A 14,339-nucleotide genomic window follows, 5' to 3' on the forward strand; every position below is an offset into this window, starting at 1 on the left:
CCAAACGAACGTCACTGACGGCCGCTACAGACCGGACTGCACCCTGTTACTCTCACCGATAGCGGATTCCGCTATCTGGCACGGTTCAGTCGATGCTGCGAATAGCGTCTGTTTCGCCGGGGAGCGGAGCCGGTACCAGGGATAGTGTCACGCGCTGTTTTTTCGGTTCGTCCGGCATGAGGTAGGGACATTCGTCCATGGGGCGCCAGTCACAGGCTACGCCGGTCACTAATTCATGCGGGCAGCTGTTGCAGATATGTGTGTCCAGTTTCTTCAGCATCGTGAAGTCTCCTTTATCGTTCATAAATAAAAGTAACGCAATATCATGTAATTGCAAGATACTTTTAATATTTAATTTAGATAATGGAGCTAATTTTGTGTGGTGGGTCTCAGCGCGGGACGGTATGGCTATTCAGTATAGAAAATAAATTCCTTTTTGGCGGATGATCCGTTGCCGGGTGGCGTTAGTGACAGGCACCGATACGCTTTCCACTCCAACGGTTGTGCATGGTGAGTGCTTGCCCATGCATGTTCATCACCATGTCCATCGTGCCGTTAACCACATCACCGCTTGAGCTGAAGCTGCCGGTGCCGTTCATTTTGCCGCCGTGGCTATCGCAGGTCATTTTCCAGTTGAGCTGTTTGCCGTTGGACTGCACATCGGAGAGCTGACAGCCGGGTGCGTTTTTCATCAATGCCCGCGGGGATATCTCCTTATTGGTGAGGCACTCGGTCAGGGTCTTGTTGATCGGTTTTGCCATCAGCGGGGTGCTGGCGCTGATCTGGAACTGCCACTGTCCCGGCGTGATGAGGATGCCTGTTGCCTGAACGCCGCTTGCAATGAAAATCATCAGAGTCGCTGTAAGACGGGTCAGGTAACGGGACATGGCATACTCCTTGAGAATGGGTCGGTCTGATGGTCACAGTGTGACAGAGACGGCTGGTGGCGTCGATTTGGATTGGCTATAGCGTCTGTCCGCTATGGGAAGCGCGTGGAGTTAGCGGTATCATCCACCCTCTATGGTTGATTTTTGGTTATTGATGTTACAGGTCTGTTTATGAATCGCTTCTGGAGTTCGGTCGTCCACACACTCACCCCTTATGTCCCCGGTGAGCAGCCCAAGCAGACTGACCTGATCAAGCTGAATACCAATGAAAATCCCTACCCGCCGTCCCCCCGGGCACTGCAGGCGATGGTTGCGGAGGCCGCTGACACGTTACGCCTCTACCCCGATCCCAATGCGGAGCGGCTCAAGCAGGCGATTGCCGATTTTTACCGGGTAATGCCGGCGCAGGTATTCGTCGGTAACGGCTCCGATGAAGTGCTGGCCCACACCTTCATGGCGCTGCTGAAGCACGAACGGCCGCTGCTGTTTCCGGATATCTCCTACAGCTTCTACCCGGTCTATTGCGGGCTCTACGGGATCGATTTCACCCGGGTGCCGCTGACTGACCAGTTTGAGATCGATCCGGCCGATTACCGGATCGCCAACGGCGGCATCATCTTCCCCAATCCGAATGCACCGACCGGTCGGCTGCTGCCCCTGGCGGCGGTCCGGGCGATCCTTGACGCCAATCCCGATTCGGTGGTGGTCGTCGATGAAGCCTATGTGGATTTTGGCGGTGAGTCAGCGATCGGTCTGGTGAATGATTATCCCAATCTGCTGGTGATCCAGACACTCTCCAAATCACGCTCCCTGGCCGGTTTGCGCGTCGGTTTTGCGGTCGGCGATACGTCGTTGATTGAGGCTCTGGAGCGGGTCAAAAACAGCTTCAACTCTTACCCCCTGGACCGTATCGCCCAATGTGGCGCCGTGGCGGCGATTGAAGACAAGGCTTACTTCGAGCGTACCTGTCAGCAGGTAATGGATACCCGTGGCCGATTGACCGAGCGTCTCACCGAACTGGGTTTCCAGGTGCTCCCCTCGGCGGCCAATTTCCTGTTCGTAAGCCATCCTGCCTGGGATGCTGAAAAGCTGGCGGCCCGCTTGCGGGAGCGTTCCATCATTGTGCGACACTTCAGGCAGCCGCGAATCGTCCAGTTTCTGCGCATCAGTATCGGCACCGATGGCGAGATGGATGCACTCTGTCAGGCGCTGTTGGAGATATTGGCCTAACAGCCTACAGCGCGCGGAACACCCTGAATTAACCCTAATTCCTGTGGTGATAAGCACCGGGACGGTGCATGGCTGCACCAGGGTGGTCGTGACGGCTGCTCAATGCTGTGTCTGGGGCGTTGATTTTGCCGCTTTTCATCGCTGGCATACTCCTTGCTGATAGCCCTCCATCAGCAGGAGGTTTGTATTATGTCACTGGTTGTTCGGTTCAATCCTGAATCCCTATCGCTATCCATCCAGGGGGTGCTGTGTCGCCCTGCCCTCGGGAGGCGGCGCTAGATGTCTCTGCAAGTCAGGACGACCTGTCCCTACTGCGGCGTCGGCTGCGGTGTCATCGCCAGCCGGGGCCCTGGCGGCGAGGTGAGCGTGGTGGGCGATCCGCAACACCCGTCGAATTTTGGCCGTCTCTGCTCCAAGGGGAGCGCCCTGGCCGAGACCCTGGTCGAATCGGGTCGCTTGCTGAAGCCGCGGATTAACGGACAGGCGTGTGACTGGGACAGCGCCCTGAACCAGGTGGCCGAGGGGCTGCAGCGGGCGATCCGCGAGCATGGCCGGGATGCGGTGGCATTCTATGTCTCCGGACAGCTGCTGACGGAAGATTACTATGTGGCCAACAAGCTGATGAAGGGCTTTATCGGCTCGGCCAATATCGATACCAACTCCCGGCTCTGCATGTCGTCGGCGGTGGCGGCGCATAAGCGCGCCTTTGGTGCGGATGTCATGCCGTGCAGTTATGAAGACCTGGAACGGGCCAAGTTGATTGTGCTGGCCGGCTCCAATACCGCCTGGTGTCATCCGGTGCTGTACCAGCGCATCATGGCCAGCAAGCAAGAGAATCCGGACCTGCAGATTGTCTCTATTGATCCCCGGACCACGCCCACCACCGAGACTTCGGATCTGCATCTGGCCATCTGTCCCGGCACGGATGCCTTGCTGTTCAACGGCCTGCTGGTCTATCTGGATCAGCAGGGGGAACGCAATAACCTCTTCGTCAAACAGGCGACCCGGGAGAGCGAGGTGGCGCTGGCCGTGGCGGCGGCGGATGCCCCGGATATCCAGCGGGTTGCCGACGGCTGCGGCCTCACGGTCGAATCGGTGGAGCGCTTTTACCGGCTCTTCGCCCGTACCGAGCGGGTGGTGACGGTCTATTCCCAGGGTATCAACCAGTCCAGCAGCGGCGTCGACAAGATCAACGCCATTATCAATTGTCATCTGTTGACCGGCCGTATCGGTCGCCCCGGCATGGGGCCCTTTTCCCTGACCGGACAGCCCAACGCCATGGGAGGACGCGAAGTGGGTGGCTTGGCCAATCAGTTGGCGGCCCATATGGAGTTGGAGTCGGCAGAGGATCGGGAACGGGTCAGGGATTTTTGGGATGCCCCGGAGATCCCCCGCCAGGCCGGTCTGAAGGCGGTGGACCTGTTCAGTGCCATCGAGGCGGGCAAGGTGCGGGTGTTGTGGGTGATGGCCACCAACCCGGCGGTCAGCCTGCCGGATTCGGAACGGGTTCGGCGCGCCATGGAAAAGTGCGACCTGGTCATCGTCTCGGACTGTGTGGCCGCTACCGACACCATGGAGTTTGCGCATATCCAGCTACCCGCCACCACCTGGGGCGAGCGTAGCGGTACCGTCACCAGTTCCGAGCGACGTATTTCACGCCAGCGTGCCTTCCTGGATGCGCCGGGCGAGGCCCGGCCGGACTGGTGGATTATCAGTCAGGTGGCAAGCCGTATGGGTTACGCGCAGCAGTTCAATTACCAGCATCCCCGGGAGATATTTTGTGAGCACGCCGCCCTGTCGGGTCTGGAAAACGGCGGCCGCCGCGCCTTCGATATCAGTCTTTATGCCGAGTTGGGTGAGGCCGCCTACGAGGCGCTGAGCCCGCGTCAATGGCCCCTGACCGGAGGTGAATCGACCGGTACCCCGCGTCTGTTTGGTGAAGGTGAGTTTTTCACCGAAGATGGCCGGGCGCGCTTCGTGCCGGTGACGCCGGCGATGCCGCGTAATCGTCCAGACCAGGAGTATCCGTTGGTATTGAACAGCGGACGGGTCCGGGATCATTGGCACACCATGACCCGGACAGGGTTGTCGCCGCGCCTTGCCAGTCACACTATTGAGCCTTATGCAGAGATCCATCCCGCCGATGCCTCTCGCTACGGTGTGGAAGAGGGGGCGTTGGTCTGTGTTGAAAGCCCCGCCGGCGATGCTACGGTAAGAGCCAGAGTGACGTCCGGCCAACAGCCGGGGAGTCTGTTCCTACCGATGCACTGGAGCGGCCAGTTTGCCGTCACCGGACGGGTAAATGCCCTGCTACCGGGGGTTACCGATCCTTTGTCTGGCCAACCGGAATTCAAACAGGGCAAGGCGCGGATTCGTGAACGGCGCTTTGCCTGGTACGGTTTCCTGTTTTCACGACGCCAATTGCAGCCGGGCGCTGCCGATTACTGGGCCCGATCCCGCGGGGAGGGGTTTTGGCGTTATGAAATGGCCGGTGATTTGACCCCGGAGGATTGGGCGGGTATGGCCCGTTCCTACCTCTGCAGCGAAGGGCGTGAAGTGGGCTGGATGGAGTATTCCGACCGTGCCGCCAACCGTTATCGTGCCGCCCGTTTTGTGGAAAACAAGCTGGAGAGTTGTCTGTTTATCGGTCCGGATCTGCTACTGCCGCCGCGTGACTGGATTGAGGCGCTGTTTGGCAAGGCTTCCCTGGATGCGGCCGAGCGTGCCAGTCTGCTTTCGGGCCGGGCACCGGACAAGAGTGCGGACGTGGGTAAAATCGTCTGCGCCTGTCACGGCGTCGGGGAGAAACGCATTCAAGAGGGGATTCGGGTGCAGGGATTGAACAGTGTGGAATCGATAGCGGATGTGTTGAAGGCCGGCAGTGGTTGTGGTTCCTGTGTGCCGGAGATCCGTGCCATGCTGGCAGCGGGATAGGGCTATGCTTTCCCACGTGGGCTCACGCAGGTTGGTAGGATGCGGTTCGCAAGCTCACCGGCACCCTACAATCTGATCCGCCTCCCGTACAAACAAAAAACCCCGCACCAATGTGCGGGGTTTTCCATTTTACACAGCTATTTGACGGCTTACTTGTGTACGCCCAGACGATCCCGCCAGCCGGGGAAGATCTGATCCGCATCGTGCGGGAACGACTCGAAGGCGCGGGCGAACTCCTTGTGCTCCTTGGCGTACTCGACCGGGTCGGCACCCGCCTTCCAGCACTCGTAGGCCTGGCGCAGGGAGATGGCGCCGGCCGCCGGGCTGTCGATGTGGCCGTAGGAACCGCCGCCGGAGGTGTTGATCACGTTGCCGTGGCCCAGGTTCTCGAAGAAACCGGGCAGGCGCAGGGCGTTCATGCCGCCAGAGATGATCGGGGTGGTGGGCTTCATGCCATACCACTCCTGGTGATAGAACGGGCCGTCGCAGCTGTCGCGCTCGATCATGTAGGCGATGATCTTGTCGTCCCGCGAGCCTTCCATCTTGCCGTAGCCCATGGTACCGACGTGGATACCGGAGGCACCCTGCAGACGGGCCATCTTGGCCAGCACAAAGGCTGTGTAGCCGCGCCTGGAGGAGGGTGAGGTAACCATGCCGTGACCGGCACGGTGGTAATGCAGGTACTGGTTCGGGTACTGACGACGGGCGGTGGTGATCATGCCCGGACCGCCGACAAAGCCGTCCACCAGGAAGGCGACGTGGGAGGCGTTCTCACCGAAGGTCTCCAGGATGTAATCGGCGCGAGCCATCATCTCGTAGTGATCGTCGGCGGTGATGTTGGCGGAGAATAGCTTGGCCTGCCCGGTCTCGTCCTGGGCGCGCTTCATGGCGTCGGCCACCAGTGGCATGACCTTCTTCAGCGGGCAGAAAACCTGGTTGCCTTGGGGCTCGTCGTTCTTGATAAAATCACCACCGAGCCAGAACTGATAGGCGGCCGAGGCGAACGGTTCGGGGCGCAGGCCCAGCTTCGGCTTGATGATGGTGCCGGCGATGTAGCCGCCGTCCTTGACCGGGCGGCCGAGGATGCGCCACAGGTCGCTGATATCCTTGGCCGGACCATCGAACAGTTGCAGCATCTTGGGCGGGATGTAGAAGTCCTGCATCTGGGCGTTCTTCACGTCGCCCATGCCCTGGTTGTTGCCGATACAGAGGGTTAGGAAGGAGACCAGCATGATCCGGCCGTCGGTGACGTTGCGGTCGAACAGTTCGTTCGGGTAGGCGATCTTCATGATCCCCTTGGCTTCGTCGATCTCGTAGACCAGCGCGTCCACACCCTTGGTGAAGTCGTCGGTGGTGGAGACCTCCACGTTGGTGCCGGTGGACGATTCGGCCGCAAAATGGGCTGCGGTAGCAAGATAGCCGTGGCCTGCGGCAGGCTCCATGGTGTAAGCGACCAGGATATGGTTGCCGTCAGCAATCAGCTTGTCTTCGTTCAGACTCAGGTCGGCATAGCGACTGGTTTGGTCAAGGGCCATCTGTTGTTACCTCACTACTCTCTATTATGATTGGCGGGTTTGCATTCAGTGCGATGAGTTGAATCGGCTTCTCCCTCAGGAGTTGAGGTGACTATAGCTATCGATCACTATAAATAAAACTAAAAGTTTTTGATTGTTGTGATAAGGTAGCGCTTATGTATAGGTATGGGGTGATGCGTTATGAATTTCACAATTCGTCAATTGAAGGTGTTCGAGGCCGTAGCCACTCATCTGAGTTTTACCAGAGCTGCTGATGAGTTATATCTTAGTCAGCCTGCGGTTTCTATGCAAATCAAACAGTTAGAAGAGAGCGTGGGATTGCCGCTGTTCGAGAAGTTGGGCAAGAAGATCCATTTGACCGCTGCCGGTCGCGAACTCCATACCTACGGTAAGGCCATTTTCCGTCAACTGGATGAGATGGAAGAGGTGATGGAGGCGCAAAAAGGGCTTAGCCGCGGACGACTCGATATCGCCGTCGCCAGTACCGTCAACTATTTTGCCCCGCGCGCCCTGGGCGCATTTTCCCGACGTTATCCCGGTGTCCGGCTCAGTCTCTCGGTGAATAACCGCAAGGAGTTGATGCGGATGTTGGAACAGAACGAGAAGGACCTGGTGCTGATGGGACAGCCGCCGGATGCCCTCGATCTGGAGTATGAAGAGTTCATGGACAATCCACTGGTGGTCATTGCGCCTCCCAAACATCCCCTGGTGGGCGAAAAACATATCTCGCTACAAAAGCTGGCGGAGGAGACCTTCCTGATGCGCGAGGCCGGCTCGGGGACCCGTTTGGCGCTGGAGCGTTTTTTCCAGGAAAAAGGGCTCGATCTGGTCTGCGGTATGGAGCTCAACGGCGGCGAAGCGATCAAACAGGCGGTCAGAGCCGGGTTGGGCCTGGCAGTGGTGTCGGCCCACACCATTGAGCTGGAACTGGAGACCGGACGGCTGGTGATCCTGGATGTGGAGGATTTCCCGCTGCTGAGAAAATGGTTCATGGTGCATCGTCGTGGCAAGCGCCTGTCACCCTCGGCGCAAGCATTCCATGATTTCCTGCTGGGCGATGGACTGAGCGAGATACAAAAAATTAGGTAGGGACTTGATGCGGCCTGTTGGGCTAAAATGCTCGGTTTCGCTTATTGCGAGAGCATTTTTAACCCGACGAAGGGCGAGCTTCCACCATTATGTGGGTGGGTATTCCCCGGTGGCTATACTTTACAATGGTCGCTGGAGCCGCCAGCGGAACTTACAGGTAAACGCATGTCAGAGCGCCAACAGAGCAGCGAATCAGGATCGTCCGGGACATTCAAACTGCTCAACAGTATTGAATCTCCCAGGGATCTGCGGTTGCTGCCGTCGGAGCGGTTACCCATGTTGGCCGATGAGTTGCGGCGCTTTCTCATCGATACGGTATCCCGTACAGGCGGACATCTGGCGGCCGGACTCGGGGTAGTGGAGCTGACCATTGCCCTGCACTACGTCCTCAATACACCGGAAGACCGGTTACTGTGGGACGTGGGCCACCAAGCCTATCCCCACAAGATCCTCACCGGCCGGCGTGACCGCATGGGAACACTACGCCAGCGTGACGGCATTTCCGGTTTCCCCCGCCGCGAAGAGAGCGAATACGACACCTTCGGTACCGGCCACTCCAGTACCTCTATCGGCGCCGCCCTGGGTATGGCGGCGGCGGCCAAACGGTTGGGCGTTAAACGCGATGTCGTGGCGGTGATCGGCGACGCGGCCATGGGCGCCGGGATGGCGTTCGAGGCGCTGAATCACGCCGGTGCGCTGGATCTGGATCTATTGGTGGTGCTGAACGACAACGACATGTCCATTTCGGATCCGGTCGGGGCCTTCAGAAATCACCTGGCCCGCCTGCTCTCAAGCAAGTTCTATACCCGCGTGCGGGAGGGTGGTAAATCGGCTTTGAGCAGCTTGCCGCACATCTCCGAACTGGTGGGACGCTGGGAAGAGCATATGAAAGGCATGGTGATGCCCGGTACCCTGTTCGAAGAGTTGGGCTTCAACTATATCGGTCCGATCGATGGGCACGACCTGGAGACCCTGACGGCCACCCTGCAAAACATGAAGGCGATGCACGGTCCGCGCCTGCTGCATGTGGTGACCCAAAAGGGAAGGGGCTATAAGCCGGCCGAGGGGGATCCGCTGGTCTACCACGGGGTTACCCCGTTCGATCCGGCTACCGGCAAGATGGATAAGAAGAGCGCTACCGGCCCCAGCTATACCGAAATATTCGGTAACTGGCTGTGTGATGCGGCAGCCTCCGATAAACGGTTGGTGGCGATTACCCCGGCCATGTGTTCCGGTTCCGGCATGGTGCAGTATGCGGAACGTTTTGCCGACCGCTATTACGATGTGGGCATCGCCGAACAGCATGCCGTTACCTTTGCCGCCGGGTTGGCCTGTGACGGAGTGAAACCGGTGGTTGCGATCTACTCCACCTTCCTGCAGCGCGCCTACGATCAACTGATTCACGACGTCGCCTTACAGAACCTGGATGTCACCTTTGCGGTGGACCGGGCCGGCCAAGTGGGCGCTGACGGCGCCACCCATGCAGGCAGTTTTGATTTGAGCTATGCCCGTTGCATTCCCAATATGGTCGTCATGGCACCGTCCGACGAGAACGAGTGCCGCAAGTTGTTGCAGACGGCTTATCAATATCCGGGACCGGCCCTGGTGCGTTATCCGCGAGGGGCGGGTTGCGGGGCGCCGGTCACCGCCGAGTTGGAGACGCTACCGTTGGGTAAGGGTGAAATTCGCCGGCAGGGACAGGGGGTCGCGATCCTGGCGTTTGGCAGCTTGCTGGATACAGCGCTGGAAGTGGCGGAAGCGGTGGATGCCACGGTGGCCAATATGCGTTTTGTAAAACCGCTGGATGAATCGCTGGTACAGCAGTTGGCGAACGGCCACAGTCTGCTGGTTACATTGGAAGAGAATGTGATTCATGGCGGCGCCGGGTCGGCGGTCAATGAGTATCTGGCGGCGATACAGCACAGTGTTCGGGCAATCAATCTCGGGTTGCCGGACCACTTTATCGAGCACGCCTCACCGGCGGAACAGTTGCAGGAAGCGGGTCTCGATCGGGAATCTATCCTGTCGGTCATCAAACAGGCGCAGCAAGCGGCAGGTGACCGCGCCGTTGGTTGATGTTTCCTGCCTGGATCATACAAAAATAAAGCGAGGATGTTTATGAAGCGATTTATCGCCCTGTTTGTCGTGCTGGGTGCGGCGCTGATGACGGCGCCCGGTATTATCGGCTATCAGGTGGAGAGTTATTATCAGGGATTGATGCGGCAATTTGTCAAAGGCGGCGTCGAAGTGGTTTCGCAGGATTATCAGCGACACTGGTTCGGTGCCGAGGGCCATACCGATTTTCTGGTTAAGGTCCCGGTTGGATCGGATCGTAAAAAGATCGAGTCGGTCCGTTTTTCCCTGACCAGCCATATTGTCCACGGTCCGCTAACCGGAGAGGGGCTGAAGTTGGCGGATATCCGTAGTGAAGTTCGGGTGCAAGGCGAAGCGTTACCACCGGACTACGCGGCACTGATCCGGACGCTTGTTGCGATCGACGGACAGGGGGAGACGGAGGTCGATTTCCCCGCCACTGAACTGCCGGCCAGCGGTAATCATCCGGCAGTCAGTTTTGGCGGTGTGAGCGGCAAAGTCCGATTTGATTCTACCTTTGAACAGGTGGACGCGCAGTTTGCTTTGCCGACCCTGCGCTTCGTCCAGGACGGGAAAACTTTGCTGGAGGTCGGGTCGATGCGTCTCGATTCCCACTCCACCAAGGATGTCTCCGGACTGACGCTGGGGGGTGGGCAATTTGCCATCGACCGTATTGCCCTGCAGGATAGCAAAAGGGATACCCGGATTGAGATAGACCAGTTGGGTATTGAGGCAGAGAGTCGTGCCCAAGCGTCGAAAGCGAGTGCTTCGGTTCGCTACCGTCTACAGCAACTGGCACTGAATGACACCGTTTACGGTCCGGCCGATATCCAGATGGGTGTGGCTAACCTGCCGTCCAAAACCTTGCTACAGATTCAGCGGTCTATTGAGGAAATCAATGCCCAGCAACTCTCTGAGGAGAAGAAGGGGATGGCGTTGTTGAGCGTGCTGATGGGCAATGCGCCGGCGTTGATCAAGGGCGATCCGTTGGTGACCATCGATAAGCTGAGCATTCAGACGCCCGACGGCTTGATCGATGGGAAACTGTCGGTGCAGTCGGTGGGGCTGGAGTGGGGTGAGATCGGTAACGCACCGGCCGTGCTACAAAAGCTGTTGGCCGATGCGTCGTTACAGATGCCGAAAAAGTTGTTCCTGTTACTTTTGCGGCAGAAAACAGCGGCCGATCTGCAACGACAGTTTGCCCAGCGCAAGCTGGCCCAGCCGGACAGTGATATGCCGAGTGCAGAACAGTTGGATGAGATGGCCGGTACTCTGGCCGAGCGGCAGCTCGGCTTGTTACTCGAACAGGAGATCCTGGTGGTGGATGGCCAAAATATCGCTACCCAGGCGATACTCAAGGATGGACTATTGAGCGTTAACGGCAAGACCATTCCGTTGCCGACACCGACACAATAGCCGTCTTAGAGGGGACATAAAAAAGCCGCCATTACGGCGGCTTTTTTATTCAACGGTAATGGCTGTCAGGCTTTCCGCTCATCCATCATCTGTTCGATGATGGGGGTCAGGATAATCTCCATAGCCAGTCCCATCTTGCCGCCCGGTACCACGATACAGTTGCGGCGAGACATAAAGGAGTCATGCAGCATGGAGAGCAGGTAGGGGAAGTCGATATTGAACTTCTTCGGGTCACGGAAGCGGATTACCACGAAACTTTCATCGGGACTGGGAATGTCACGAGCAATGAACGGGTTGGAGGTGTCCACCGTTGAGACGCGTTGGAAGTTGATATCGGTGCGCGAGAATTGCGGCGTGATGTAGTGGATGTAGTCCGGCATACGTCGCAGGATTGTGTCGACAATGGCTTCGGCCGAGTATCCGCGTTCCGCGTTGTCACGGTGAATCTTCTGGATCCACTCCAGGTTGACGATGGGTACCACGCCGATCAACAGGTCGACATACTGGGCGACATTGGCGTCATCGGTCACCACACCGCCGTGCAGGCCTTCATAGAACAACAGATCGGTTGCGCTCGGAAGATCTTCCCAGGGAGTGAACTGGCCTGGTTCAAGCTGGGTGCTCAGTCTCTCATTGTGCTCCGCTGCTTCTTCCTCGCTATGCAGGTAGTAACGTTTCTTGCCGTTGCCGTGTTCGCCGTAGGATTTGAACAGGTTCTCCAGCTCATTGAACAGATTGGAGGCGGGACCGAAGTGACTCAGATTTTCGCCACGTTTTGATGCCTCGGCCACGGCTTCGCGCATCGCTGCCCGGTCATACCGGTGGAAACTGTCACCCTCAATGATCGCCGGGGTAACCCCGTCACGATAAAAAATATGTTCAAAGGCACGTTTTACCGTGGAAGTCCCTGCGCCGGATGAGCCGGTGACGGCAACGATCGGATGTTGTTTGGACATGTTAAACCCCTGAGTCTATTAACTTAATACTGCTTAGAGCCCGGTTGGTATAAAACGGTCAGGCTTGGGCGTCAGGTCAGGTTTGATCCCCTCTTTAAAAGGGCGTGCGTGCTAGGAAAGCACGGTTAGATCAAACCTGCCGGCCCCTGGATTGTGAACAATTCTGACAGTGGCGTGGCGCGAGGAGAAGTAACAATATATTTCCTTATCCATAAGTCATTATTATGTTAATGGCTTTTTTTATCAGTCTTGCTATTTGATTCTCCAGTTTTTTCAGTATGCAGCGTTGCCCGGAATACCACAACCTGGGTGGGTCAACCGGCTGTGATAGCCAACTCCCTGGCGGCGTGCTGCAGTGCGGAGAGGCGCCGATCATGTTTGTGTCCCGATTGAAGTCGACCCAGGACGCCCTGTTTTTGCAGCATGTCATAGACCTGGGGACGCCCTCCCACCAGGAATACCTGCCTGCCCGTACTCTGGGCATCGAATATCATGTCGTCCAGGGCGCGGCTCGAGGTGAAGTCGACTTTGGCGACGTCGCTCAGGTCGAGCACCAGGGCACGGTATTGATCGAACTGGGCCAGGCGCCGGGACATCTCTTTGGCAGCGCCGAAGCTCATCGGTCCAGCCAAGTGGTAGAGCAGAATGTCACCACGGGCCGCTTTCATGATCGCCTTCTCTTCGTCTGAGAGCGGGGTCTCGGCTTGATCCGGATCGGTGATGGTATTGATGCTCTTTAGCTGCAGATCCACCATCTCCTTCATGAACAGCAGGCTGGCCATCACCATGCCGGTCGCTACGGCGATCATCAGATCTACAAACACCGTCAGTAACAGGACTGCCAGCATCTTCACAACGCCAGACAGGGGTACTTGATGCAGGCGTTTGAAGTAGTCCCAATCGATGATGTCGGTACCGACCTTGATCAGGATTCCTGCCAGCACCGCATTCGGGATATGGCTGGCCAGACCGCCGGCCCCGAGGACACAGGTCAATAGGATTAGCGAATGCAGGGCACCGGAGATAGGTGTTTTACCTCCTGCCTTAATATTGACCACGGTTCGCATGGTCGCCCCTGCTCCCGGCAAACCTCCAAAAAAGCCGGCGACAGTATTGCCGATGCCTTGGCCAATCAGTTCCCGGTCCGATTTATGGTAGGTACGGGTAATATTGTCTGCCACCAGTGAGGTCAGCAGGGAGTCGATTGCACCGAGGGCGGCCAGCGTCAGGGCGGACTTGATCATGCCGGGAAGCAGCAGTAGGTCGAATGACGGCACCTGCAATACCGGTACCCCGGAGGGGATATCGCCCAATACCGGGACTTGACTGTCCGGAAACAGCAGCATTACACCGGTGGTGCCCAGCACCAGGGCGAGCAGCGGTGCAGGTATCAACTTGTTGAGCTTAGGCAGCAGTGCCGGTACGGCATAGACAATGACCAGGGTTAACAGGCCGATGGTGGCGGCATCAGGGTGGAGGTTGCGCAAAAACTCAGGGATCGCCTGCATGGCCAGGAGTGGGCGGGCCGGGCTGTCGAACCCCACCAATGGACCGATCTGCAGCAGGATGATGATGACGCCGATACCGCTCATGAAACCGGAGATCACCGGGTGTGGCACCAGTTCAATGAACTTGCCCACCCGCAGCATTCCAAACAGGATCTGGAACAGTCCTCCCAGTACTACGACGCCGAAGGCGACGGCGGCGCCATGTGCCGGATTGTCCGGGAACATGCCGGTGTATTGGGTAAATATCATGGCCATGACTACGGTCATTGGGCCGGTTGGCCCGGAGACCTGGGCCGGGGTGCCACCGAACAGGGCCGCAAAAAAACCGACAAAGATGGCGCCGTATATGCCGGCAATGGGCCCGGCTCCCGAGGAGACACCCATTGCCAGTGCCAGGGGCAATGCCACAACCGCAGCCGTCAGGCCGCCATAAATATCACCTTGCAAATTACGCAGATGAAAGCCATTAATCAGAGACATGTAAAGAGCCACAGATGAATTACCAAGAATCCAAGATTAACACATCTCACCCTGGTTGAGAGAGGTGTACGACAACGGAACTTTTCAGGGGTAAAAAATGATCTCTTCAGTCTGACGAACGGGGTAGGGGCGGAATCGTATGGGTGGATTGGGTCGTCGATCGATTTTTTGCGCTCCCGGTGCGGAGTGGCTAGTCGCCGGGTCAGTGAT

General features: G+C 57.8%; 10 protein-coding genes. 5 read left to right on the top strand and 5 right to left on the bottom strand.

What is annotated here, in order from left to right:
- Nucleotides 1-85: 85 nt before the first annotated feature.
- Together ACQY5R_RS02940 and ACQY5R_RS02945 are read right to left on the bottom strand one after the other, a co-directional pair.
- A complete protein-coding gene (locus ACQY5R_RS02940) occupies nucleotides 86-280 on the bottom strand; it encodes a hypothetical protein (RefSeq protein WP_428604272.1) in 195 nt (64 codons plus the stop codon).
- Nucleotides 281-464: 184 nt separating this feature from the next.
- Nucleotides 465-887: a DUF3617 domain-containing protein gene (locus ACQY5R_RS02945; protein ID WP_428604274.1), complete on the bottom strand. Its 423-nt coding sequence runs from the start codon at nucleotides 885-887 to the stop codon at nucleotides 465-467.
- A gap of 171 nt (nucleotides 888-1,058) precedes the next feature.
- On the opposite strand from ACQY5R_RS02945, the gene hisC reads away from it, so the two are divergent.
- Both hisC and ACQY5R_RS02955 read left to right on the top strand, forming a co-directional pair.
- A complete protein-coding gene (gene hisC / locus ACQY5R_RS02950) occupies nucleotides 1,059-2,117 on the top strand; it encodes a histidinol-phosphate transaminase (RefSeq protein ID WP_428604277.1) in 1,059 nt (352 codons plus the stop codon).
- 279 nt (nucleotides 2,118-2,396) lie between these two features.
- Nucleotides 2,397-5,051, top strand: a complete 2,655-nt coding sequence (locus ACQY5R_RS02955; protein ID WP_428604279.1) for a molybdopterin-dependent oxidoreductase — start codon at nucleotides 2,397-2,399, stop codon at nucleotides 5,049-5,051.
- A gap of 149 nt (nucleotides 5,052-5,200) precedes the next feature.
- Here the strand turns inward: ACQY5R_RS02955 and ACQY5R_RS02960 are convergent, their stop codons facing one another.
- A complete protein-coding gene (locus ACQY5R_RS02960) occupies nucleotides 5,201-6,586 on the bottom strand; it encodes a ribulose-bisphosphate carboxylase (RefSeq protein ID WP_428604282.1) in 1,386 nt (461 codons plus the stop codon).
- A 180-nt stretch (nucleotides 6,587-6,766) separates the two neighbouring features.
- Between ACQY5R_RS02960 and ACQY5R_RS02965 the strand changes: the two genes are divergently transcribed.
- The 3 genes from ACQY5R_RS02965 to ACQY5R_RS02975 all read left to right on the top strand — a co-directional run bounded on the left by ACQY5R_RS02965 (nucleotide 6,767) and on the right by ACQY5R_RS02975 (nucleotide 11,185).
- Nucleotides 6,767-7,675 (top strand): LysR family transcriptional regulator, encoded by a 909-nt coding sequence (locus tag ACQY5R_RS02965; protein WP_428604285.1) that lies wholly within the window; start codon nucleotides 6,767-6,769, stop codon nucleotides 7,673-7,675.
- A 165-nt stretch (nucleotides 7,676-7,840) separates the two neighbouring features.
- Nucleotides 7,841-9,751, top strand: a complete 1,911-nt coding sequence (gene dxs / locus ACQY5R_RS02970) for a 1-deoxy-D-xylulose-5-phosphate synthase (RefSeq protein ID WP_428604287.1) — start codon at nucleotides 7,841-7,843, stop codon at nucleotides 9,749-9,751.
- A gap of 42 nt (nucleotides 9,752-9,793) precedes the next feature.
- On the top strand, nucleotides 9,794-11,185 hold the full coding sequence (locus ACQY5R_RS02975) for a YdgA family protein (protein WP_428604290.1): 1,392 nt from the start codon (nucleotides 9,794-9,796) through the stop codon (nucleotides 11,183-11,185).
- 65 nt (nucleotides 11,186-11,250) lie between these two features.
- Here the strand turns inward: ACQY5R_RS02975 and ACQY5R_RS02980 are convergent, their stop codons facing one another.
- On the bottom strand, nucleotides 11,251-12,141 hold the full coding sequence (locus tag ACQY5R_RS02980) for a phosphoribulokinase (RefSeq protein WP_428604292.1): 891 nt from the start codon (nucleotides 12,139-12,141) through the stop codon (nucleotides 11,251-11,253).
- A 314-nt stretch (nucleotides 12,142-12,455) separates the two neighbouring features.
- Nucleotides 12,456-14,129, bottom strand: coding sequence for a SulP family inorganic anion transporter (locus tag ACQY5R_RS02985; protein WP_428604295.1), 1,674 nt, complete (start codon nucleotides 14,127-14,129; stop codon nucleotides 12,456-12,458).
- Nucleotides 14,130-14,339 lie beyond the last annotated feature (210 nt).

It is taken from the genome of Sedimenticola sp., assembly GCF_050289425.1.
GTDB lineage: Bacteria > Pseudomonadota > Gammaproteobacteria > Chromatiales > Chromatiaceae > Sedimenticola.

Bases quoted from the DNA above. Each gene is read 5' to 3' on its own strand.
- ACQY5R_RS02985 (WP_428604295.1), bottom strand. From the start codon at position 14,129: ATGTCTCTGATTAATGGCTTTCATCTGCGTAATTTGCAAGGTGATATT.
- ACQY5R_RS02975 (WP_428604290.1), top strand. From the start codon at position 9,794: ATGAAGCGATTTATCGCCCTGTTTGTCGTGCTGGGTGCGGCGCTGATG.
- ACQY5R_RS02940 (WP_428604272.1), bottom strand. From the start codon at position 280: ATGCTGAAGAAACTGGACACACATATCTGCAACAGCTGCCCGCATGAA.
- ACQY5R_RS02980 (WP_428604292.1), bottom strand. From the start codon at position 12,141: ATGTCCAAACAACATCCGATCGTTGCCGTCACCGGCTCATCCGGCGCA.
- hisC (WP_428604277.1), top strand. From the start codon at position 1,059: ATGAATCGCTTCTGGAGTTCGGTCGTCCACACACTCACCCCTTATGTC.
- ACQY5R_RS02965 (WP_428604285.1), top strand. From the start codon at position 6,767: ATGAATTTCACAATTCGTCAATTGAAGGTGTTCGAGGCCGTAGCCACT.
- ACQY5R_RS02955 (WP_428604279.1), top strand. From the start codon at position 2,397: ATGTCTCTGCAAGTCAGGACGACCTGTCCCTACTGCGGCGTCGGCTGC.
- ACQY5R_RS02960 (WP_428604282.1), bottom strand. From the start codon at position 6,586: ATGGCCCTTGACCAAACCAGTCGCTATGCCGACCTGAGTCTGAACGAA.
- ACQY5R_RS02945 (WP_428604274.1), bottom strand. From the start codon at position 887: ATGTCCCGTTACCTGACCCGTCTTACAGCGACTCTGATGATTTTCATT.
- dxs (WP_428604287.1), top strand. From the start codon at position 7,841: ATGTCAGAGCGCCAACAGAGCAGCGAATCAGGATCGTCCGGGACATTC.